Origin of the sequence: Salmonella sp. SSDFZ54, from assembly GCF_004010735.1 — a bacterium.
Taxonomy (GTDB): domain Bacteria; phylum Pseudomonadota; class Gammaproteobacteria; order Enterobacterales; family Enterobacteriaceae; genus Salmonella; species Salmonella enterica.
Genome location: NZ_CP034819.1, coordinates 1,529,571 through 1,551,636, shown reverse-complemented (window position 1 = coordinate 1,551,636; position 22,066 = coordinate 1,529,571). Strand labels below are relative to the sequence as shown.

Annotated in this window: 17 protein-coding genes; 5 read left to right on the top strand and 12 right to left on the bottom strand. The window is 54.5% G+C overall.

The features are described 5' to 3' along the window. Positions 1-2 precede the first annotated feature (2 nt). Positions 3-773 (top strand): pimeloyl-ACP methyl ester esterase BioH, encoded by a 771-nt coding sequence (gene bioH / locus EOS97_RS07905; protein ID WP_000998137.1) that lies wholly within the window; start codon positions 3-5, stop codon positions 771-773. Between the two features lie 35 nt (positions 774-808). Here the strand turns inward: bioH and EOS97_RS07900 are convergent, their stop codons facing one another. From EOS97_RS07900 to greB, 6 genes are all read right to left on the bottom strand, one after another. Then, complete coding sequence (locus tag EOS97_RS07900; RefSeq protein ID WP_000235955.1) at positions 809-1,723, bottom strand: Rpn family recombination-promoting nuclease/putative transposase; 915 nt, start codon at positions 1,721-1,723, stop codon at positions 809-811. Positions 1,724-1,957: 234 nt separating this feature from the next. Further along, positions 1,958-2,194 (bottom strand): [Fe-S]-dependent transcriptional repressor FeoC, encoded by a 237-nt coding sequence (gene feoC, locus EOS97_RS07895; protein ID WP_000157587.1) that lies wholly within the window; start codon positions 2,192-2,194, stop codon positions 1,958-1,960. A 12-nt stretch (positions 2,195-2,206) separates the two neighbouring features. Beyond that, complete coding sequence (gene feoB / locus EOS97_RS07890) at positions 2,207-4,525, bottom strand: Fe(2+) transporter permease subunit FeoB (RefSeq protein ID WP_000736983.1); 2,319 nt, start codon at positions 4,523-4,525, stop codon at positions 2,207-2,209. Positions 4,526-4,543: 18 nt separating this feature from the next. Then, entirely contained in the window at positions 4,544-4,771 is a 228-nt protein-coding gene (gene feoA, locus EOS97_RS07885) for a ferrous iron transporter A (RefSeq protein WP_001160955.1), read from the bottom strand. Between the two features lie 436 nt (positions 4,772-5,207). Beyond that, positions 5,208-7,538 carry a Tex family protein gene (locus EOS97_RS07880; RefSeq protein ID WP_000980653.1) on the bottom strand — a complete coding sequence of 777 codons (2,331 nt, stop codon included), beginning with the start codon at positions 7,536-7,538 and terminating at the stop codon, positions 5,208-5,210. A gap of 98 nt (positions 7,539-7,636) precedes the next feature. Beyond that, complete coding sequence (gene greB / locus EOS97_RS07875) at positions 7,637-8,110, bottom strand: transcription elongation factor GreB (protein ID WP_000856695.1); 474 nt, start codon at positions 8,108-8,110, stop codon at positions 7,637-7,639. A gap of 225 nt (positions 8,111-8,335) precedes the next feature. On the opposite strand from greB, the gene ompR reads away from it, so the two are divergent. Beyond that, positions 8,336-9,055 carry a two-component system response regulator OmpR gene (ompR, locus tag EOS97_RS07870; RefSeq protein ID WP_001157751.1) on the top strand — a complete coding sequence of 240 codons (720 nt, stop codon included), beginning with the start codon at positions 8,336-8,338 and terminating at the stop codon, positions 9,053-9,055. Beyond that, positions 9,052-10,404: a two-component system sensor histidine kinase EnvZ gene (gene envZ, locus EOS97_RS07865; RefSeq protein ID WP_001253818.1), complete on the top strand. Its 1,353-nt coding sequence runs from the start codon at positions 9,052-9,054 to the stop codon at positions 10,402-10,404. Before ompR ends, envZ begins: the two co-directional genes overlap by 4 nt. A 74-nt stretch (positions 10,405-10,478) precedes the next feature. On the opposite strand, the gene pckA is transcribed toward envZ, so the two are convergent. Next, on the bottom strand, positions 10,479-12,098 hold the full coding sequence (gene pckA / locus EOS97_RS07860; protein WP_001265689.1) for a phosphoenolpyruvate carboxykinase (ATP): 1,620 nt from the start codon (positions 12,096-12,098) through the stop codon (positions 10,479-10,481). A gap of 379 nt (positions 12,099-12,477) precedes the next feature. Between pckA and EOS97_RS07855 the strand changes: the two genes are divergently transcribed. Next, positions 12,478-14,187, top strand: a complete 1,710-nt coding sequence (locus tag EOS97_RS07855) for a DUF4153 domain-containing protein (RefSeq protein ID WP_000446450.1) — start codon at positions 12,478-12,480, stop codon at positions 14,185-14,187. Between the two features lie 110 nt (positions 14,188-14,297). Here EOS97_RS07855 and hslO read toward each other — a convergent pair whose 3' ends face one another. The 4 genes from hslO to igaA form a co-directional block, all read right to left on the bottom strand. Beyond that, positions 14,298-15,176: an Hsp33 family molecular chaperone HslO gene (gene hslO / locus EOS97_RS07850; protein ID WP_001804940.1), complete on the bottom strand. Its 879-nt coding sequence runs from the start codon at positions 15,174-15,176 to the stop codon at positions 14,298-14,300. A 24-nt stretch (positions 15,177-15,200) separates the two neighbouring features. Then, positions 15,201-15,602, bottom strand: coding sequence for a ribosome-associated heat shock protein Hsp15 (gene hslR / locus EOS97_RS07845; protein WP_000660719.1), 402 nt, complete (start codon positions 15,600-15,602; stop codon positions 15,201-15,203). A 10-nt stretch (positions 15,603-15,612) separates the two neighbouring features. Next, the gene (yrfG, locus tag EOS97_RS07840; RefSeq protein WP_001520508.1) at positions 15,613-16,281 is read right to left on the bottom strand and encodes a GMP/IMP nucleotidase; all 669 of its coding nucleotides are present in this window, start codon (positions 16,279-16,281) and stop codon (positions 15,613-15,615) included. A gap of 64 nt (positions 16,282-16,345) precedes the next feature. After that, a complete protein-coding gene (gene igaA / locus EOS97_RS07835) occupies positions 16,346-18,478 on the bottom strand; it encodes an intracellular growth attenuator protein IgaA (protein ID WP_000104092.1) in 2,133 nt (710 codons plus the stop codon). Positions 18,479-18,800: 322 nt separating this feature from the next. Between igaA and nudE the strand changes: the two genes are divergently transcribed. After that, positions 18,801-19,364: an ADP compounds hydrolase NudE gene (nudE, locus tag EOS97_RS07830; protein ID WP_000045725.1), complete on the top strand. Its 564-nt coding sequence runs from the start codon at positions 18,801-18,803 to the stop codon at positions 19,362-19,364. A gap of 95 nt (positions 19,365-19,459) precedes the next feature. On the opposite strand, the gene mrcA is transcribed toward nudE, so the two are convergent. Beyond that, positions 19,460-22,012, bottom strand: coding sequence for a peptidoglycan glycosyltransferase/peptidoglycan DD-transpeptidase MrcA (mrcA, locus tag EOS97_RS07825; RefSeq protein ID WP_000673808.1), 2,553 nt, complete (start codon positions 22,010-22,012; stop codon positions 19,460-19,462). Between the last annotated feature and the right edge of the window lie 54 nt (positions 22,013-22,066).

Genomic DNA, 22,066 nt, shown 5'->3' with positions numbered 1-22,066 from the left:
TGATGAATGACATCTGGTGGCAGACCTACGGCGAGGGAAATTGTCATCTTGTGCTGCTGCACGGATGGGGATTGAACGCGGAGGTATGGCATTGCATTCGCGAGGAACTCGGCTCGCATTTTACGCTGCATCTGGTCGACTTGCCGGGCTATGGCCGTAGTTCGGGGTTTGGCGCTATGACGTTTGAAGAGATGACGGCGCAGGTAGCGAAAAACGCGCCGGACCAGGCTATCTGGCTTGGCTGGAGCCTGGGCGGCCTGGTGGCGAGTCAGATGGCGCTCACCCACCCTGAACGCGTTCAGGCGTTGGTGACAGTCGCCTCTTCGCCATGCTTTAGCGCGCGTGAGGGGTGGCCGGGAATAAAACCGGAAATCCTCGGCGGATTCCAGCAGCAGCTTAGCGACGATTTTCAGCGCACGGTGGAGCGTTTTCTGGCGCTGCAAACGTTAGGGACGGAGACGGCGCGTCAGGATGCCCGCACCTTAAAAAGCGTAGTGCTGGCGCAGCCTATGCCGGATGTAGACGTGCTCAATGGCGGACTGGAAATCTTAAAAACGGTCGATCTACGAGAAGCGCTTAAAAATGTGAACATGCCGTTTTTGCGTTTGTATGGTTATCTGGACGGTCTGGTGCCGCATAAAATCGTGCCTTTGCTCGATACGTTATGGCCGCACAGTACATCACAGATAATGGCGAAGGCGGCCCATGCGCCGTTTATCTCGCATCCGGCGGCGTTTTGTCAGGCGCTGATGACGCTAAAATCATCGCTGTAACCAGGGCGTTGCCGGGCCCGGACCATTCTGCCAGATTAATGGCTTTCAGACGCCAGATCGGCAGGCGCCAGCCCGGTAACCCTAAGCACGGTATCGCGATCGAAACCATCGTTTAGCATGGAGCGGGCAATGCGCAATGCGGCGAGCCGTTGGCCTTCCTGCTTGCCTTGCTGTAACCCGTTACGATGTCCTTCCTGACGTAATCTGTCTGCGATAGTCATGATCTTCTCCTTATGCTGTGGGATACGCATAGCCACCTGGCGGATAAACGTATTGAAGCGCGCGGCGTCGCCAGTGTGCATCATGTAATTAAACAAACTTTGAAGCTGGGTGTCATTAGCGTATCCCTTAACCAGCAGGGCGACCAGCTGTTCGACAAGCCCCATCAGATCACGCTGGCGGATGTGTTTTTGTATGAGTTCCAGCAGCGCGACCCGTCGGTGTCGCATAATCTCGTCGTCCGGCACGACCGTAATATCGACCAGAGGAAAGGCGGTGGCGTATAGCTTACGCGCCATCACCGGGTCGGCAAATTCATCCAGCCAGCATAATGAGAACGGATAGGGGCTGCGGTTTCCGTGATAAAACAGCATTGGCACCACTAACGGCAACGTCTTATGCCCGGCCTCCAGATGCCGTTGCATTGCAGCCATTGCGTAACGCATCAGCCGAAATGCCATATGCGCGTCCGGCGTACTCTGATGTTCAATAACCACGTAAATGTAACCTTCACCTTCACTTGTTTCCAGCGACCAAAGAATATCGGAATAATGGGGGCGTAAATCCTCTTCAATAAAGCTACCGGACTCCAGCCGTAACGTATTCAGATTACAGATTTGACGTAATGTCGTCGGGAGATGAATTTCCAAAAAATCCCGTGCAGTATCGGGGTGGCATAGAAACTGTTTGAATACCGCGTCATGCGGCGTGGATGTTGTTGAGGTCGCCATATCGATCCGTCATCGCTGAAGTTCAATGGCGTGACACTACGCGCAGACCGGGCTGATTGCAGTAGGGGATTAGCACGCTTGCGAGGCGCGTGGGGAGATAAATGCGCACGGCGGTAACGCTTTCATCTTTGTGGAAGGCATGACGCAAAATTGCCCGGCAGCGTGACGCGTACCGGGCAACATAACGCGGGATAAAGGTCGGATAAGACGCGTTACGTCGCTACCCGGCGAAGGCTAACGCAAGGCCCACCATTCGCGCAGGCAGGCTTTACCTTCCGGACAACTTTTACAGCTGCCTGAAAGGCAGCCGTCCGCTTCTTCCGGGATACGTACCGCTTTACCCATGATCTCCAGTTGATTCAGCATGGCGTCGATCATGGGCTGCGGAGCGTGCAGCGTATGGCTGATCTGCGTTGCCTCCATACGCCCCCGTAGCGCCAGTAGATCGCGAACCTGTATCAATGAAGCCATTTTTTACATCCCTTAGTGACAATTGCCCGCAGTGCCCGAACAACAGGAACTGACGTTTTTGCGGGTTGCCAGCAGTTCAATGTCTACACGGCTGCGGGCGCGGCGCAACAGGCTTAACACCACAACGTTAAAGACGATCACTGCCAGAATACAGATCAGGCTGTATGTCGGGTGTTGACTGAAGCTGGTAACCTGGTAGAACAGCGTGGCGAGCGAATAGGCGATATTCAGCCCCCACAGGATGGAGAAGCCCATCCAGCCGCGGCTGGACTCGCGGGCGATAGCGCCCATTACCGAGATACACGGTACGTAAAGCAGGACGAAAATCAGGTAACTGTACGCCGCCGCGGCGCTGCCGAATTTTTGATCCATCACGCCCATCGCGCCGGTCGCCATTTCGCCGTCGCCTTTACTCGCTTCGATCGGGTTAGCCAGTACGCTCAGGCTAAAGGTGTCTTTCAGGCTTTGCCAGGTATCGTCAACCGCGCCCAGCAGTTCATCGCCGAGGTGAAAGTCGGCAGGATTAAACGCTTCGTCCTGAATATTTTCGGCGGTGTAGAGCGTGTTCAGCGTACCGACGACAACTTCTTTCGCCATGGCGCCCGTAAACAGACCCACGGTCGCTTGCCAGTTATCCTCATGGACGCCGATCGGTTTAAAGACTGGTGTGATGACCCGGCTTACAGAGGCGAGGGCGGAGTCATTAATGTTATCGACGATTTTGCCGCTCAGCGAGAAACTGTTAAACGCGCTCAGGAAAATACTCACGATGATAATGACTTTACCGGCGCGTAGTACAAAACCTTTCAGGCGTTGCCAGGTCTGGATGATCAGGCTCTTGATATGCGGTACGTGGTAAACCGGCAGCTCCATCACAAACGGAGAGGCTTCGCCGCGCATAATGGTATGTTTCAGCATCAGGCCGGTTAATACCGCCATGACAATACCCAGCACGTATAGCGAGAAGACCGCCAGCGCGCCGTTTTGCCCGAAGAAGGCGGCGGCAAAGACGGCGAAAATCGCCAGGCGCGCGCCACAGGACATAAACGGCGCCATCATGATGGTCATCAGGCGTTCGCGCGGAGCGTCAAGCGTGCGGGCGCCCATCACGGAAGGTACGTTACAGCCGAAGCCGACAATCAGCGGCACGAAGGATTTACCCGGTAGTCCCAGCGCCTGCATCAGGCGATCCATGACGAAGGCCGCGCGCGCCATATAACCGGAGTCTTCAAGGAAGGAGAGGAACAGGTACATCATCCCGATTTGCGGCACCAGCGGCAGGACGGTATTGATCCCGCCGCCAAGACCTTGCGCCAGGAAGATGGTTAACCAATCCGGGAAGTGCAACGTGTAGCCAATCCATTGAATGCCATGAATAAAGATGGCGACGGAACCGGCATCAAACAGGGGTTGCAACGCGCCGCCGATGTTAATGGCGAGCAGGAACATCAGGTACATCACGAACAAAAAAATCGGTAAGCCGAGGAAGCGGTTCAGAATAATTTTATCGACCGCCCTGGTGAAGCGGCTGGGTTCGGCTGTCAGGGTATTGCTGACCACGTCGCAAATAGCGGCGATACACTGGTAACGGGCGTCGGCGATATGCAGCGCCGGGTCGTCCATTTCGTCCTTCAGACGGGCCAGGGAGGTGTCCAGGTTTTGCGCCGCCTCGCCTGCGTAAGCCCGGCTGTAGATATCGCCCTCCAGCATTTGCAGACCCAGCCAGCGGCGCTGTTGTAAAGGCATCTCCTGGGCCATCGCGTCGGCCAGGAAACCCGCTTCGCGCAGCAGCGGCTGGGCATAATGCACCAGTTCGACGTTGTCGTTAGCGTTGTGACGGTCAATGGCCAGTTTCAGCGCCTCGATACCGCGACCGCGAGTCGATACCAGCGGTACGACAGGGCAACCCAGACGCGTGGACAGAGCGTCGACATCAATACGAACCTGCTGTTTTTCGGCGATATCCAGCATGTTGAGCGCGACAATACAGGGAATACCCAGCTCCAGCAGTTGCAGCGTCAAATAGAGGTTGCGCTCCAGATTGGAGGCGTCCACAACGTTTATCAACAGGTCGGCGTCGCCGCTCAGGATGTAGTGGCAGGCGATCTGTTCGTCGAGAGAGGTTTGTGACGAGATGGTCGTCAGAGAATAGGTGCCGGGTAAATCTACCAGCGTGACCTGGTGGTCAGTTGTCGCGAACTGGCCCTCTTTACGCTCGACGGTGACGCCCGCCCAGTTCCCCACGCGCTGACGCGCGCCGGTGAGTTGGTTAAATAAGGTGGTCTTGCCGGAATTAGGATTACCAATTAAACCAATGGTTAATTTTTTCATTTTTATAGACTCACTGTATTAACAGGAAACCGCTTCCACTTCTATTAACGCCAAATCCTTTTTACGCAAAACCAGACTTACGCGTCGTGTTTCGATATGGATCGGATCGCCTAAGGGCGCGACGCGGACGACATTAAATGAAGAGCCGGGCAACATGCCGAGCGAAAGCAGTTTTTGACGATACGCCGGGCTGATTTCACGCGCAAAGCCGGTGATTTTCCACGCAGTGTCAGGAGTGAATTGCATACGACCTACTTGTTTCTTACTAACTGGATGTATACCTCATGCGGCGCTCAGGGGGGCGGCAGGAGACCCGATGTTTAGCCAACGAAGGAAAGAGTAAATAATCAACAACACAATGATAATGAGAATGGTTTCTATCTTCAACGATTAAAATGTGACGGAATGTACAAATAAGCGATAATTTGCGCCGATGTTGATATGGCTCAACATTTATTTGTCTTTTTGCAAATACCCCTAATGTGCAAATATTCACCGTTTTTAATGTTTAATTAAGGTTTCATCTGTTAATAAAGTGATAATTAATAGTGCGGATAGCAGAAGGAAATTAATTAACAGATTCTAATGGGTAAGATTTAATTGTTAATTAAAAAAGAAAGGGTTGGACGTATTGCAAAATCGCAGGCCGGATAAGAAGTAACCCGGCCTGCGTATTACCCAATTAGCGTTTTTTTCCCATTGCCGCTGCCAGCGCGTCCATCATGGCGCTGTTACCGGCTGGCTGGGCGTCACGACCGCGCGGTTTCGCCGCTTTAGATGCCGGGCGGTTGCCCTGAGCGCGATCGGCGCCGCCGCCGCGGCGAGCGGCGGTTTCGCCGGGCTGTTCGTCCAGACGCATCGTCAGCGCAATACGCTTACGTTGCAGATCCACTTCCAGCACTTTCACCTTCACGATGTCGCCCGCTTTCACCACGGTGTGTGGATCGTCGACGAACTTAGTCGACAGGGAAGAGATGTGGACCAGGCCATCCTGATGAACGCCGATATCGACAAACGCGCCGAAGTTAGTGACGTTAGTGACCGCCCCTTCCAGAATCATCCCCGGTAGCAGGTCGTTCATGGTTTCGACGCCATCGGCGAATTGCGCGGTTTTAAATTCAGGACGCGGGTCGCGGCCCGGTTTTTCCAGCTCTTTGATGATATCGCTCACGGTCGGCACGCCGAATTTATCGTCGGTAAAATCAGCGGCCTTGAGGTGACGCAATTCGTTGCTGTTGCCCATCAGATCTTTTAGCGCTTGCTGCGTCGCAGCCAGAATGCGTTCGACAACCGGATAGGCTTCCGGGTGGACGGTGGAGGCATCCAGCGGGTTATCGCCGTGGTTAATACGCAGGAAGCCCGCGCACTGTTCAAACGCTTTCGGCCCCAGACGGCTCACCTTCAACAGTTGCTGGCGGTTCTGGAACTGACCGTTCTCATCGCGCCAGGCGACGATGTTTTGCGCCATCATGCGCGTTAGGCCTGCGACGCGGGTCAGCAGCGGTACGGAGGCGGTATTCAAATCGACGCCGACGGCGTTTACGCAGTCTTCGACCACCGCATCCAGCTTACGCGCCAGCTGCGTCTGGCTGACATCGTGTTGATATTGGCCGACGCCGATCGATTTCGGATCGATTTTCACCAGTTCCGCCAGCGGATCCTGCAGACGACGCGCGATAGAGACCGCGCCGCGCAGGGAGACGTCGAGATCCGGAAACTCCTGCGCCGCCAGCTCAGAAGCGGAATACACGGACGCCCCCGCTTCGCTGACGATCACTTTCTGCGCCGTCACGTTCGGGAACTGTTTTTGTACGTCGAGATAGAAGCGTTCGGTTTCACGCGAGGCCGTACCGTTGCCAATCGCGACCAGTTCGACGTGGTATTTTTCGCACAGCGCGGCGATCACTGTAGCCGCTTTGGCCGCCTGACCGGTATGCGGATAAATGGTATCCGTCGCCACCAGCTTGCCGGTGCCGTCAACGACAGCGACTTTTACGCCGGTACGCAGGCCAGGATCAAGGCCCATCGTGGCGCGCAGGCCTGCGGGGGCTGCCATCAGCAGGTCGTGCAGGTTACGGGCAAACACGTTAATCGCTTCATCTTCCGCACGTTCGCGCACGGTGCCCATCAGTTCGGTTTCGAGGTGCATTAAGACTTTGATACGCCACGTCCAGCTCACTACGCCTTTGCGCCAGCTATCCGCCGGGGCGTTATTTAACCGCAGGCCGAGATGGTCCATGATGATTTGCTCGCAGTAGCTTTCTTTCGGCGGCTCATCAAACTGTGGGTCGGCATTGAGCGAAAGTTGCAGAATGCCTTCGTTACGACCACGGAACATGGCCAGCGCACGGTGAGACGGGACGTTAGCAATGGGCTCATGATGGTCGAAATAGTCGCGGAATTTTGCCCCTTCTTCCTCTTTGCCGTTCACGACTGTGGCGACCAGATGGGCGTTCTTCCACAGGTAATCACGCACTTTCGCCAGCAATGCGGCATCTTCGGCAAAGCGCTCCATCAGAATGTAGCGTGCGCCGTCGAGCGCGGCTTTCGTGTCCGCCACGCCTTTGTCGCCATCAATGTACTTTGCCGCTTCCACGTCAGGATCGTGGGACGGCTCGTTCCAGAGCAGATCGGCCAGCGGCTCAAGGCCGGCTTCAATGGCGATTTGTCCACGGGTGCGGCGTTTAGGTTTATAGGGCAGGTAGAGGTCTTCGAGCTCGGTCTTACTTAACGTAGCGTTGATGGCGCCAGCCAGCTCATCGGTCAGTTTGCCTTGTTCGGAAATGGACTTGAGGATGGCCTGACGCCTGTCTTCCAGCTCACGCAGATAGCCCAGACGCGTTTCCAGGTTACGCAACTGCGTGTCATCCAGACCGCCGGTGATTTCTTTACGATAACGTGCGATAAACGGCACGGTGTTCCCTTCGTCAAGCAGGCGAACGGCAGCTTCAACCTGTCCGGCATTTGCCTGGATTTCACCCGCAATAATGCGGCAGAAAGAATCATTCATCATGGGTTAGCTTCGTCTTCAGGATAAAAATCAGGGGATAGTTATACGGATTGGCTGGCAAAAATGCCAGCCATCAGCGGGGGCTTAGGATTCTTCTTGTCTTATTTGACGTATTCGATCGCATTGACGTACCAGTTTGCTTCGCCGACAGGGGTGTTGACCACCGCCAGATCGCCCACTTCTTTTTTCAGTAGCGCCCGCGCCATCGGCGAGTCGATAGAGATGTAATCCTTACGTCCGAAAATTTCATCGTAGCCGACAATGCGGAACTTCAGCGTATCGCCGTCATCATTTTCGATTTCCACCCAGGCACCGAAGAAGACTTTGCCCTCCTGCTGCGGGGAATAATCCACGATTTTGAGATTTTCCATGCATTTGGTCAGATATCTGACGCGTCTGTCGATCTCACGCAGGCGCTTTTTATTATACTGATAGTCGGCATTCTCGCTGCGGTCGCCCAGACTCGCAGCCCAGGTCACTTTTTTGGTGACCTCCGGGCGCTCTTCACGCCAGAGATAATTGAGCTCTTGTTTGAGTGTTTCGTACCCTTCGCGGGTGATCAGGGGCGTTTTCATCTCGTTGATTTACCTTTGCTGTCGATATTGCGCACACGGGGTATAACGTGATCGTCCCGACAGAATAAATAATGGGGTTGCCGATTAATTGTATATTTAAGCTGCTGTTAAATATGCTTTGTAACAATTTAGCCTGAAATTCATACCAGAATTTGCTGGTGACTCACGTGAGCTTTTTTAAGAATACACACTTACATTTGTTGCGAACCTTTGGGAGTACAGACAATGCAAGAGAATTATAAGATTCTGGTGGTTGATGACGATATGCGTCTGCGGGCGCTACTGGAACGTTATCTGACCGAGCAGGGCTTCCAGGTTCGAAGCGTCGCTAACGCCGAGCAGATGGATCGTCTGCTGACCCGTGAATCTTTCCACCTCATGGTACTGGATTTAATGCTGCCAGGTGAAGATGGTCTGTCGATTTGTCGTCGCCTGCGTAGTCAGAGTAATCCAATGCCGATCATTATGGTCACGGCGAAGGGTGAAGAAGTTGACCGTATCGTCGGGCTGGAAATCGGCGCCGATGACTACATTCCTAAACCGTTTAACCCGCGCGAGCTGTTGGCGCGTATTCGCGCCGTGTTACGTCGTCAGGCAAACGAACTGCCCGGCGCGCCGTCGCAGGAAGAGGCCGTTATCGCGTTCGGTAAGTTTAAACTGAACCTCGGTACGCGCGAGATGTTCCGTGAAGATGAACCGATGCCGCTGACCAGCGGGGAGTTTGCGGTACTGAAAGCGTTAGTCAGCCATCCGCGCGAGCCGCTCTCTCGCGATAAGCTGATGAATCTGGCCCGTGGCCGCGAGTATTCCGCGATGGAACGCTCCATCGACGTCCAGATCTCCCGCCTGCGCCGTATGGTGGAAGAAGATCCGGCACATCCGCGTTATATTCAGACCGTATGGGGCCTGGGCTACGTCTTTGTACCGGACGGTTCTAAAGCATGAGGCGAATGCGCTTCTCGCCGCGAAGTTCATTTGCCCGCACGCTGTTGCTCATCGTCACCTTGCTGTTCGTCAGCCTGGTGACGACCTACCTGGTGGTGCTGAACTTCGCGATTTTGCCGAGCCTCCAGCAGTTTAATAAGGTTCTGGCTTACGAAGTCCGTATGCTGATGACCGATAAGCTGCAACTGGAGGACGGCACGCAGTTAGTCGTGCCGCCTGCGTTTCGCCGGGAAATCTATCGCGAGCTGGGGATCTCTCTCTACACCAACGAAGCCGCCGAAGAGGCCGGGTTGCGTTGGGCGCAACACTACGAATTCTTAAGCCACCAGATGGCGCAGCAGTTAGGCGGCCCGACGGAAGTGCGCGTTGAGGTCAACAAAAGCTCGCCCGTCGTGTGGCTCAAAACCTGGCTGTCGCCCAATATCTGGGTGCGCGTGCCGCTGACTGAAATTCATCAGGGCGATTTTTCTCCGCTTTTCCGTTACACGCTGGCGATCATGCTCCTGGCGATAGGCGGCGCGTGGCTGTTTATTCGTATACAGAATCGACCGTTAGTGGATCTTGAACATGCCGCCCTGCAGGTAGGGAAGGGAATTATTCCGCCGCCGCTGCGTGAATATGGCGCCTCTGAGGTGCGCTCTGTGACTCGGGCGTTTAACCATATGGCAGCCGGCGTGAAACAATTGGCTGATGACCGTACGCTATTGATGGCGGGCGTCAGCCACGACTTGCGCACGCCGCTGACCCGTATTCGTCTGGCGACGGAGATGATGGGCGAGGAAGACGGTTATCTCGCGGAGTCGATCAATAAAGACATCGAAGAGTGTAACGCCATTATCGAACAGTTTATTGACTATCTGCGTACCGGTCAGGAAATGCCAATGGAGATGGCGGATCTCAATTCCGTGCTGGGCGAGGTGATTGCGGCGGAAAGCGGCTATGAGCGTGAGATTAACACTGCGCTTCAGGCAGGCAGTATCCAGGTGAAAATGCACCCGCTCTCGATTAAGCGCGCGGTGGCGAATATGGTGGTCAATGCTGCCCGCTATGGCAACGGCTGGATTAAGGTCAGCAGCGGCACCGAGTCGCATCGCGCCTGGTTCCAGGTAGAAGATGACGGGCCGGGCATTAAGCCGGAGCAGCGTAAACATCTGTTCCAGCCTTTTGTGCGTGGCGACAGCGCCCGTAGCACTAGCGGCACAGGGCTGGGGTTGGCGATTGTACAGCGCATTATCGATAACCATAACGGGATGCTGGAGATTGGCACCAGCGAGCGTGGCGGCTTGTCAATTCGCGCCTGGCTACCGGTTCCTGTGGCTCGCGTCCAGGGGACGACAAAAGAGGCATAAGAAAGGGAGGTATTATCCTCCCTTTCTTCTTAACGCTGGATGACGCTGTTCAAAGCCGCCATCCGGCCTGTTCCTTACAGCTTCGGTCCGGCGCTAACCAGCGCTTCGCCTGCCGGGGTATCCGTATACTTCTCGAAGTTCTCAATGAACAGTTTCGCCAGCGCGGTGGCTTTTTCCTGCCATTGTTCCGGCGACGCGTAGGTGTTACGCGGGTCGAGAATGTGGGTATCCACGCCTGGCAGTTCAGTCGGGATCGCCAGATCGAACAGCGGCAGACGGAAGGTTTCCGCGTTATCAAGAGAACCGTTCAGAATGGCGTCGATAATCGCGCGCGTATCTTTGATGGAGATACGTTTGCCGGTGCCATTCCAGCCGGTGTTAACCAGATAAGCCTGCGCGCCTGCTGCCTGCATACGTTTCACCAGCACCTCAGCATACTGCGTCGGGTGCAGCGTCAGGAACGCGGCGCCGAAGCAGGCGGAGAAGGTGGGGGTCGGTTCGGTGACGCCGCGTTCGGTGCCGGCCAGTTTAGCGGTGAAACCCGACAGGAAGTGGTACTGCGTCTGGTTAGCGGTTAAACGGGAAACCGGCGGCAACACGCCGAAAGCATCCGCCGTCAGGAAGATAACCTTGGTGGCGTGACCTGCTTTGGACACGGGCTTAACGATGTTATCGATATGATAGATCGGGTAAGAGACGCGGGTGTTTTCGGTTTTGGAACCATCGTCGAAATCTACGGTGCCGTCTTCGCGCACGGTGACGTTTTCCAGTAGCGCATCACGGCGAATCGCATGATAAATTTCTGGCTCAGCTTCTTTCGACAGTTTGATGGTTTTGGCGTAGCAGCCGCCTTCAAAGTTGAACACGCCGTCGTCATCCCAACCGTGCTCATCATCGCCAATCAGACGACGTTTCGGGTCGGTGGACAGAGTGGTTTTTCCGGTACCGGAAAGGCCGAAGAAGACCGCGACATCGCCTTTTTCACCCACGTTGGCGGAACAGTGCATTGAGGCGATACCTTTGAGCGGCAGCAGGTAGTTCATTACCGAGAACATCCCTTTTTTCATTTCGCCGCCGTACCAGGTGCCGCCAATAAGCTGAATACGTTCAGTCAGGTTGAACGCCACGAAGTTTTCCGAGTTCAGCCCTTGCTCTTTCCACTGCGGGTTGGTGCACTTCGCGCCGTTCATGACAATAAAGTCAGGTTTGAAGCCTACCAGCTCTTCGTCCGTTGGGCGAATGAACATATTTTTAACGAAGTGGGCCTGCCAGGCGACTTCCGTAATAAAGCGCACGGAAAGACGCGTATCGGCATTTGCGCCGCAGAACGCGTCAACAATGAATAAGCGTTTACCGGAAAGCTGATGCGTCACCAGACCTTTCAGGTGTTGCCAGGTTTCCTGGGAAAGCGGCTTATTATCGTTTTTACCTTTACCCTTATCGGACCACCACAGCGTATCACGCGTGGTGTCGTCGCGAACAATATACTTATCCTTAGGCGAACGACCGGTAAAAATACCGGTATCAACGGCAACAGCGCCCAGGTTAGTTAACACGCCACGCTCATAGCCTTCCAGACCAGGATTAAGTTCTTCCTGATAAAGGGTGTCGTAGCTGGGATTGTAAACGATATCCTGGACGTCGTTGATACCATAAGCCTTGAGATCTTGCGGGGTTAAATTGTTAACGCGCATATCACTGCTCCTTAGCCAATATATATTACCGAAAATAGTAAGGTTTTTTGAGGTTGGTTAACCGCGACAAGGCTCATAGATTTACGTATCTGGACAAAATCACGATTGACGAAAAACACTGTGACTCCTGTCACGCAGCGGCGGTTATTATGGCAGGAAACCTACTTTTGTTGTGGAAAATGTTCTGAAAACGTTAAAAGGAAGTGTTTTTGACCGACATAATGTGACTGTAATCGCATTCATGTAAGAAAGTTACGTAACACCAACATTAACAATATCGATTCACCTCTCTGCGTTTTTTTCTGAATTATGCATGACGACGCCTGGCGGTGAACAGATGATGCAATAATGCGACTTTCTCATCATTCTGGATAACGACATGGAAAGTGTAGCGCTTTCACGTACTACTCGCTGGGGTATGTTGCTCACCGGTTTGCTGCAGGGCGTCTTGTGCTACCTGCTGATGGCCTGGCTGGTACCACAAAATAGCGACTGGCTGTTCTATGGTATGCCTGCGACGATAGCGTTGTCGTCAATGCTATTGCTTACCGTGGTCTCTTTTAAACAGCGCGCGCTGTGGGGCTGGCTGGGGCTGACCTTTGTGGTCGTGCTGGCAATGAGCGGCTGGCTGAAATGGCAGGTTGAGGCGGTGGAGAAATGGCGCCTGGCCGAGCTCCTCTGGCTGTATGGTCTCCGTCTTGTGTTGATGGCGATGCTGGTATTACCCTGGATGCAATATCAGTTACATTCGCAAACCGGTTCGGCGCGTTATCCCCAGTTTTATCTGCGGTTATGGCATAACGTACTGACATTGTTTATCGTCCTGGTCGCCAACGGACTGTTCTGGCTGGTGCTTCTGCTCTGGAGCGCGCTATTCAGGCTGGTGGGCATCCGCTTTTTCAGCACCCTTTTCTTTGAAAATGAAGCCTTTATTTATGTGACCATCGGCCTGATTACGGCGCTGGCGGTCATTCTCGCCCGCACGCAGTCGCGCCTTGTGGCGGCGGTGCAAAAGCTGCTGACGCTGATCGCGACAGGTTTACTGCCAGTGGTGTCGCTGCTGGCATTGCTGTTTATTGTGACGTTACCCTTTACCGGACTGGAGGCGATTTCTGCGCGTGTTTCCGCTGCGGGGCTGCTATCCACGCTGACGCTGATGCTGCTGCTCCTCGTGGCGATTGTCAACGAACCGCAAAAGCGCGTATTACCCTATCCGCGCGTACTACGCGGCATGATTAGCGCCTCGCTGTGCGTTGCCCCGATATATATGCTGCTGGCGGGCTGGGCGTTATGGGTACGCATTCAGCAATACGGCTGGACGCCGGATCGTCTGTATGGCGCGCTGACGGCGTCTGTCTTGCTGGTATGGTCCTTCGGTTATCTGATCGGTCTGTTACGCCGCGGACGCGACCCTGGTGAGTGGCAAGGCAAGGTGATACTGAGCGTCTCTTTGTTGACACTGGTGATATTGCTGTTGCTGGCCTCGCCTGTACTTGATGTCTGGCGTATTAGCGTCAACAGCCATATGGCGCGTTACCATAGCGGTAAAATTACTGCGGATCAGATCAGCCTGTATATGCTGGATCACAGCGGTAAACCTGGCCAGGAAGCGCTGAAATCGTTGCGGGATGACGAGGCGTTTACGCAGAACAGAAAGCGCAATCGTGAACTGATGACGTTTTTGCAGAGAAATAAGATCTCTCCGACGGCGGACGATTTAGCGCGGGTGGTGATGATTGCGCCCGGTAGTCAGAAGCCGGATGCCGCATTTTGGGCGTTTGTCAAAGAGCAGCGTTATTCGGGCGCTTCCTGCCTTGAACCGGATGCCTGCGTGCTGGTGAGTCAGGATCTTAACGGCGACGGTCAGCCTGAGCAGGTGCTGTATAACTTTATTGTTGCCGAGAGCCAGGTCTACGGCTTAAAAGAGGGGAAATGGACGCAGAAAGCGTTCGCCCGATTGCCGGACGGGTTTTCTAAGACGCAACTGTTGCACGCGATTGCCGGGCATCGGTTAGACTCAGCTCCCAAAGCCTGGCGCGATATCATTGTTGATGGCCAGCGGTTGGATGTGGATTACTACAACGAGTAAGCTTTTTGCCGGATGGCGGCATAAATGCCTTATCCGGCCTACGGAGCGGGATGCTGTAGGCCAGATAAGCGCAGCGCCATCAGGCAATGATGTTGTCGACTGAAAGGCGATTAATGAACCTGTGGATCGGCAGGAGAGGCGTTGTTACGGATCTCCGCGATATCCATCGCATTGAACAGGTAATGATTGCCGCAGTAATCGCAGTGCATATCGATTTCACCTTCTTCCGCCAGAATGCTGTCCACTTCTTCATCCGGCAATGTTTTCAGCGCGCCCGCGCAACGTTCGCGTGAACAGGTGCATTTGAATTCAACATCTTGCGGATCGTAGAGCGTGACTTCTTCTTCGTGATACAAACGCCACAGCACGTCATTTGCCGGTAACGTCAGCAGCTCTTCGCTTTTAATGGTTTCCGTCAACATAGCCAGATGGTCGAAATCCTCCGCCTGCGCGTTCTGTGCCGGCATCACCTGGAGCAACATTCCACCTGCCGCCGGTTTACCGTCGACATCGCCGGTACGAATAAACAGGCGCGTCGGCAACTGCTCGGAGCGCAGGAAGTAATCTTCCAGGCACGCCGCCAGAGTATCGCCTTCCAGACCCACCACGCCCTGATAGCGTTCACCCTCTTCCGGCGTAATGGTGATCACCAGATAGCCGTTGCCAACCAGCGTTTTGAGATCCGCATTGTCAGGGATGTCGCCCTGAACGCGAGCCACGCCGCGCATCTGCTGCTGATTATTGCCATTGATCACCGCCAGGCTTAACGGCCCGTCGCCCTGGAGCTGTACCGTAATGTCGCCGGCAAACTTCAGCGTTGCGGTCAGCAGGCTAGTGGCGACCAGCAGTTCGGCCAGTACGTTTTTCACCGGCTGCGGATAGTTATGATTGTCGAGGATCTGTTGCAAGGTTTCCGAAACGGTCACCAGCTCGCCGCGAACGGCAAAGTTTTCAAACAGATAACGATGTAATTGGTCATGTTGCGGCATAATCATCTCTCTTGCGGGTGACAGTTATTCGCTGTCGCCGTGTTTAAATCGTAACAGGTCGCGGCGCTCTTTCTTGTCCGGTCGCCTGTCCGGATGCGGCATGGTCAGGGCGTTAAGCTTGCGCGCCTGCGCCATTTTTTCGCGTTTTTCCACGCTTTCCGCCGTCTCTTCATACAGAGCGGCGGCTTCGCTGGCCGGACGGCGCTGTTCGGTGATGGCTTTAACGATCACCGTCCGTTCGTCATTTCCCTGACGCAGGGTAAGGGTTGCGTTCAGCTCGACGATTTTGCTCGGCTTACTGCGCTGGCCGTTGTAATGCACCTTACCGCCTTCAATCATCTCGCGGGCCAGCGCGCGGGTTTTATAAAAACGCGCGGCCCACAGCCATTTATCCAGTCTGACCTCAACGGAGGACTTTTCTTTCATGGCGTCTCCTTCACATCAGCGAGGGGATCAGACGGCGGTAGTCGTTCAGGGACGGATGGCGCGTATAGTGCTTTTCCGCCAGACCGGAATCGGGATTCGTCACGCCAAGACAGTAGCGAATACCAAACCGGGCGGCGGCGTCGAGTATCGGTTCGCTGTCATCGATAAACAGCGTTTTCTCTGCGCTTATTCCCGTTTCCTCAGTGACAGCGCGCCATAACCGCTGATCCTCTTTGGGATAACCAAATGTGTGGGTGGAAAGTAATAAATCAAGGTGTGAGGCCAGACCGGTATGCTCCAGCTTCACCGCCAGGTTATGTGGATGCGCATTGGTGAGCAGAATCCGACGTTTTCCGCTGGCTTTTAACGCATTCAGAAACGGTACGGTATCGTCGCGCAAAACGGCGCGCGGTCCTTGCGCCGTCGTCATGGCGCAAATATCCAGACCCAGACGCTCGCTCCAGTAATCCAGACAGTACCAGTTTAGCGTATGCTGTACGGCATGATACTGCTGACGAATATATTCCTGCGCGTCCTGCGGCGAAATACCCTGCTGCGCGCCGTAGGTTTCCGGTACCAGCTTTTGCCAGAAATAGTTATCGAACGCGAGATCGAGCAGCGTGCCGTCCATATCCAGCAAAACGGTATCCACGTTTTGCCAGTCAATATCAATATGCATGGGGAACTCCAGGGTAACGCAATTTGCGCGACAGGGTAGCATACCCTGTCGCACGGCGGCGCTATCAGATGAGATTTTCCGGAGAGACGGTTAACCTGGGATTGAGGCAGCTTTCATAGTATTCCTGGATGTCCGCCATACGGGTACGGTGGCGTTGATAACGTCTGAACGCCTGAATACCGTTGTAGACCGCGCTCACTATCATTGCCAGCATCAGCAGCGTGGTGCCGAGGTAACGCCACCAGCCGGATTTATCGGGGATACGATGCAGGCTGATATGCTGCGTGCCGTTGGCATCGGTATACACGCTGGTGACAATGCCCTCGGCGCTAAATGGCGTCTGCATGAGCGTTTGCGCCAGACGCTGGAAGGCGCTCCACTGTTCCTGCGCGGGATAGTCATACAGCGGCGTTGACGGCCAGGCCTGATCAACCAGTTCGCTGCCTTCATCGCTGGCGATCAGGAATCCGCCGGGAGCGGGGCTATTCAGCGACTGGGCGGCACGCGCGGTCTCGCGAGAAATAAACGGCGCCGTTGAGGTCGTGACCAGATTTTCCAGCGACTCTGCGCTTACGGGGCGTAGCAGCACGTTGACGCCGTCCAGTTTGCCGGCGTTCGCGCGTTTCACCAGCGCGTTCCAGTCCTTACTGTTACCGAGATTAACCAGCGCATTTTTCAGACGCACGCACTCGTCTTCCGCCGCGCACAAATCAGCGGTTTTCAGAACAATATCGCCAAAGTCATCTAATAATACCATGCCCGATTTTTGGATCGCGGAGCGTAAAGATGCGCTGACGCGCGAGTCGTCTTCGGGTTTTGGATGGAGCTGACGATTTACCGCCTGGCTTAGCGCCATCGCTTTATTCACCAGGTCTGATTCCGGCAGCGGTAGCGCAGGCGCGTCATTCCAGATGATTTGCGAGCAATCGAACGGCATAAACGGTGAGTTAGACTGCCCGCTCCAGGTCGCGCCGGAATGAATATTACACATTCCTTTACCGCTCAGGTGCAGCGTATCGCCCACCCGCACGCCAGCTTTTTCAAGCTGTTTTACCGTTGTCGCTTCAATGGTTTGCGCGCCTTTCATCCACGATAGCGTGAACTTGATTGGCATATCCAGCGGGATCCAGAACAGCAGCATAAACAACACCAGCAGCGAACCGATAGCAATAACAGTGCTGCGTAACCAGTGCTGCAACGGGAAGTTTTTCACTTCATCATGCAGGGATAAAAACCGGCCCTGGCGGGCGACATGGCGATCAAGGTAAATATCAATATCCGTTTGTTGCCCAAGATCCTGCGTAATGTAGGGTTGCCAGTGGGCAGGGTAAATAAGGTCGATGATGCCCAGGGATATATTGTTAATCTGCTCCTGATTATTCTCCCCAAACAGTCCCCAGCGGCGGGGCGTTCCCCGCAGACAGTGAATTTCCCGCAGCGCGCTTTTCGACGGCGGCGCAAAAAGCCCCCAAAGTCCGGCTGCCAGCAGCAGGATCGCGCCGCCTATCATCCACGGTACAAAAACGTCTGGCGTTATCAGGCAGAAAAAGAATAACAAAAAGGAGGCGACGATTAACAACGCTTCGCGCAAGCCAGCCGGGCGGCTGAGCGCATATTCTTCGTGGGTCTCCTGACGGATATTCAACAGCTCAATCTGCTCGCTCTCTTCGCCGCGAATCGACGCCTGCGTAGAGGCAGTATTCTGTAGCGCGTAGCCGCGCGACTCCTGCATATACTCTTGCAGCGTATGGCCGTTTAAAGAGATCACCAGCGGCAGCGTATCCGTGAGGATCAGCTCAACGTTGTTTTCATCATTGATGTACTGTTCCCAGAAAGGCGGCAGATGGACTTCGACGGAGTCGAGGTAGTAGCGCCATTTATTAGGATCGTCAGTGGTAATGCCGTAGCGGGTGATGGAGTGGGTCAGTATCACGACACTGTTGCTTTCCGCGTTCAGCGTCAGCGAGATGGGCGCAGCACTGGCGCCTGTCGGCCCCGGAACTTGCTGGATCTGGCTAAGGTTATCGAGATAGTTTTCTACCGCGCTGCGCTCTTCGGGCAACAGTTTACGCGTTTGCGCGTCCTGAAAGGCGCTGATCCACGGTAAGCTTCCTCGTCTGGACTTTACCCGGAACCGCCATATTGCCAGTAGAGAGCAGGCCAGCAAAGCAGCTATAAAAATCAGAATGGTGCTCATGCTTTCCCCATCTTACTAAGTCTGTCAGGCGTGGTCAGTCGCACCCTGTCCAATAAACATTTTTCTGTGGTTGGCTATCGGCAAGCGTGGAGTTGAACTTGAGCATTGTAAAGCGCATCCCAGTGAAGGCAAATCATAGCAATACCACCAAAAACGGAATATCAGCAAATTCCTGGAGTTATTTCAACCTATTGACTTTTAATTTGAAATAAGAATTAATTTTTATTACGTTACATAAATGTAAATAAACGGCAATTCGCATTGCCGAAACCGTGCGGTATGTCGCACAATGACCACAGATTACACTGCAAAGATTCTCACAATGAGCAAATCATTACAAAAACCCACCATTCTGAAAGTGGAAACCGTCGCACAATCCCGACTGTTTAACGTAGAAAGCGTGGATCTGGAGTTCAGCAACGGCGTGCGTCGCGTGTATGAACGTATGCGACCATCAACCCGTGAGGCGGTAATGATTGTGCCGATCGTTGATGAGCATCTGATTCTTATTCGTGAGTATGCGGTGGGAACCGAATCCTATGAGCTGGGCTTCTCGAAAGGATTGATCGACCCGGGCGAGACCGTTTTTGAAGCGGCGAACCGGGAGCTCAAAGAAGAGGTCGGGTTTGGCGCGCATAACCTGACCTTCTTAAAAAAACTCAGCATGGCGCCCTCTTATTTTTCCAGCAAAATGAATATCGTGGTGGCGGAAGATCTCTATCCGGAGTCGCTGGAAGGCGACGAGCCTGAGCCATTGCCGCAGGTACGCTGGCCGCTGGCGCATTTAATGGATCTGCTGGAAGACCCCGATTTTAACGAGGCCCGCAACGTCAGCGCGCTGTTTCTGGTACGCGAGTGGTTGAAAGCGCAGGGCCGAATTGCCTGATGGCGTTGCGTTGATCAAGCCAACGGAAAGTTTGTCTCCCCGTTCGCCGTCATCCGCTAAACACAATAAGAAAGGCGCCGGAGCGCCTTTTTTGATCAGAACAGTTCGTGTGTTTCACCATTATCAATAATGGTGGTTCCCACCTCGTGTACCGCCTGTTGTGTCGGCTGCGTGCCTTCGATGAAATACTCTTCACGGCTGTTACCGCCGCTCGCCAGTTGTCCGGTACTGCGGTCGATATTCACCGTGACGATGCCCGGCGGCGGCGTTAGCGGCTGTTCCGGCACGCCTTCCAGCACGGCTTTCATATAGGCGTCCCATGCAGGTTGCGCGCTCTTCGCGCCGCCCTCATAGCCGGAGATTTGATCTTTGATCGCGCCGGAAGCGGTGGTGCGGCCTAAATCACGGCGGTGATCGTCAAAGCCGATCCATACGGAAGTGACGACGCCAGGACCATAGCCGGAGAACCATGCGTCTTTCGAGCTGTTGGTCGTACCGGTTTTGCCGCCGATATCGCGACGTTTAAGGTCGCGCGCCGCACGCCAGCCGGTACCCATCCAGCCGGGTTCGCCGAAGATATTGGTGTTCAGCGCGCTTTTGATCAGAAACGCCAGCGGCGTATTGATCACATGCGGCGCGTATTCCTGCGTGCCGTTTTGCGCGACCAGCGCCTGGTTTGCCTGTTCCAGCTCAGGCATCGGTACGGCGCTGTTTTGCTGCTCTTGCGAAACCGCGACCTCTTCCACATTGGTGTTTTCCAGCACGTCGGATTTCTGCGTATTGCCGTAAATGACCGGGATATCGCACTCCGGGCAGGCGATTTTCGGTTTCGCTTCGAAGATCACGCCGCCCTGATCGTTCTCAATCTTGCTGATGAAATACGGGTCGATCAGGAAACCGCCGTTCGCCATCACCGCATAACCGCGCGCAACCTGCATCGGCGTGAAGGAGGCGGAGCCCAGCGCCAGTGATTCGGTATGCACGATATTCTGCGCCGGGAAGCCGAAGCGTTGTAGATACTCCGCCGCATAGTCGACGCCCATGGCGCGCATGGCGCGTACCATCACCACGTTTTTCGACTGCCCCAGCCCCTGGCGTAAACGAATCGGTCCGGCGTACTGCGGCGGGGAGTTTTTCGGACGCCAGTCTGAACCTGCCCCGGCGTCCCAGCGGGAAATCGGCACATCGTTGAGCATACTGGCGAGCGTCAGCCCTTTATCCATTGCGGCGGTGTAGAGGAACGGTTTGATGTTCGACCCCACCTGACGCAAAGCTTGCGTCGCGCGGTTAAATTTACTCTGATTAAAATCGAAACCGCCGACCAGCGCCAGTACCGCGCCTGTTTGCGGGTTAAGCGAAACCAGCGCGGAGTTCACTTCCGGTACCTGCGCCAGCCACCAGTCGTTATCCACCTGACGAACCCAGATTTGCTGACCTGTCTGGACGACATCGGTAACTTTACGCGGCGTCGGCCCCTGCTGTGTATCCGAGCGGTAAGGCCGCGCCCAACGCATTCCTTCCATATGTAGCGAAACGGACGTACCGTCGGCAAGCGCAGCGGTCGCCTCTTGCGGATTAGCGCTGGTGACCACGGCGGGAAGCAGCGGTCCGTAGGTTGGCAACGCTTTCAACGTATCGGTAATTTTTTTACTGTCCCACGCCGTTTCGCCCACTTTCCATAGCACATTCGCCGGGCCGCGATAACCGTGGCGCATGTCATAGTCCAGCACGTTATTACGCACCGCCTGTTGCGCGGCCTGCTGCACTTTGCGGGTGATGGTCGTGTAAATACGATAACCATCTTCGTAAGCGCTTTCGCCATAACGGTTATACATTTCCTGGCGCACCATTTCCGACAGATAAGGCGCGGAGAAGGCGATTTCCGGCGCGTGATAATTTGCGTCGATAGGTTCGCTACGTGCCTGATCGTACTGCGCCTGAGTGATATATCCCTCGCTTAACATTCGCGAAAGCACTACGTTACGGCGCGCTATCGCCCGATCCATCGAGTAGAGCGGGTTAAAGGTAGAAGGCGCTTTAGGTAGTCCGGCGATAACCGCCATTTCGCTTAGACTAAGCTGGTCGACCGTCTTACCAAAGTAGACCTGTGCCGCCGCGCCAACGCCATAGGCGCGGTAGCCGAGATAGATCTTGTTCAGATAGAGTTCGAGGATCTCATTTTTATTCAGCAACTGCTCAATACGAATCGCCAGAAACGCTTCCTTGATCTTGCGCATCAGCGTGCGTTCGGGGCTAAGGAAGAAGTTTCGCGCCAGTTGCTGGGTAATGGTACTTGCTCCCTGCGATGCGTGACCGGAGAAGAGCGCGACGCTGGCCGCACGGAAAATACCTACCGGGTCAATGCCGTGATGCTCATAAAAGCGGCTATCTTCGGTGGCGATAAAGGCGTTGATCATTTCCGGCGGAATTTGATCGAGCGTAACGGGAATACGGCGTTTTTCGCCATATTGCGCGATAAGTTCGCCATCCGCGCTGTAAACCTGCATCGGAATTTGCAAACGCACATCTTTCAATGTCGCGACGTCAGGTAGCTGCGGCTCAATATAGCGATAAAGGCCATAAATCGAGCCTGCTCCCAGCAGGATGCAACATACTGCAAGGATCAATAAATACTTTACGAACTTCACTGGAGATTTCCCATTTAGTGTCATTTGGGCAGTTTATAAACAAACGCGCGGTAG

Bases quoted from the DNA above. Each gene is read 5' to 3' on its own strand.
- bioH (WP_000998137.1), top strand. From the start codon at position 3: ATGAATGACATCTGGTGGCAGACCTACGGCGAGGGAAATTGTCATCTT.
- EOS97_RS07900 (WP_000235955.1), bottom strand. From the start codon at position 1,723: ATGGCGACCTCAACAACATCCACGCCGCATGACGCGGTATTCAAACAG.
- feoC (WP_000157587.1), bottom strand. From the start codon at position 2,194: ATGGCTTCATTGATACAGGTTCGCGATCTACTGGCGCTACGGGGGCGT.
- feoB (WP_000736983.1), bottom strand. From the start codon at position 4,525: ATGAAAAAATTAACCATTGGTTTAATTGGTAATCCTAATTCCGGCAAG.
- feoA (WP_001160955.1), bottom strand. From the start codon at position 4,771: ATGCAATTCACTCCTGACACTGCGTGGAAAATCACCGGCTTTGCGCGT.
- EOS97_RS07880 (WP_000980653.1), bottom strand. From the start codon at position 7,538: ATGATGAATGATTCTTTCTGCCGCATTATTGCGGGTGAAATCCAGGCA.
- greB (WP_000856695.1), bottom strand. From the start codon at position 8,110: ATGAAAACGCCCCTGATCACCCGCGAAGGGTACGAAACACTCAAACAA.
- ompR (WP_001157751.1), top strand. From the start codon at position 8,336: ATGCAAGAGAATTATAAGATTCTGGTGGTTGATGACGATATGCGTCTG.
- envZ (WP_001253818.1), top strand. From the start codon at position 9,052: ATGAGGCGAATGCGCTTCTCGCCGCGAAGTTCATTTGCCCGCACGCTG.
- pckA (WP_001265689.1), bottom strand. From the start codon at position 12,098: ATGCGCGTTAACAATTTAACCCCGCAAGATCTCAAGGCTTATGGTATC.
- EOS97_RS07855 (WP_000446450.1), top strand. From the start codon at position 12,478: ATGGAAAGTGTAGCGCTTTCACGTACTACTCGCTGGGGTATGTTGCTC.
- hslO (WP_001804940.1), bottom strand. From the start codon at position 15,176: ATGCCGCAACATGACCAATTACATCGTTATCTGTTTGAAAACTTTGCC.
- hslR (WP_000660719.1), bottom strand. From the start codon at position 15,602: ATGAAAGAAAAGTCCTCCGTTGAGGTCAGACTGGATAAATGGCTGTGG.
- yrfG (WP_001520508.1), bottom strand. From the start codon at position 16,281: ATGCATATTGATATTGACTGGCAAAACGTGGATACCGTTTTGCTGGAT.
- igaA (WP_000104092.1), bottom strand. From the start codon at position 18,478: ATGAGCACCATTCTGATTTTTATAGCTGCTTTGCTGGCCTGCTCTCTA.
- nudE (WP_000045725.1), top strand. From the start codon at position 18,801: ATGAGCAAATCATTACAAAAACCCACCATTCTGAAAGTGGAAACCGTC.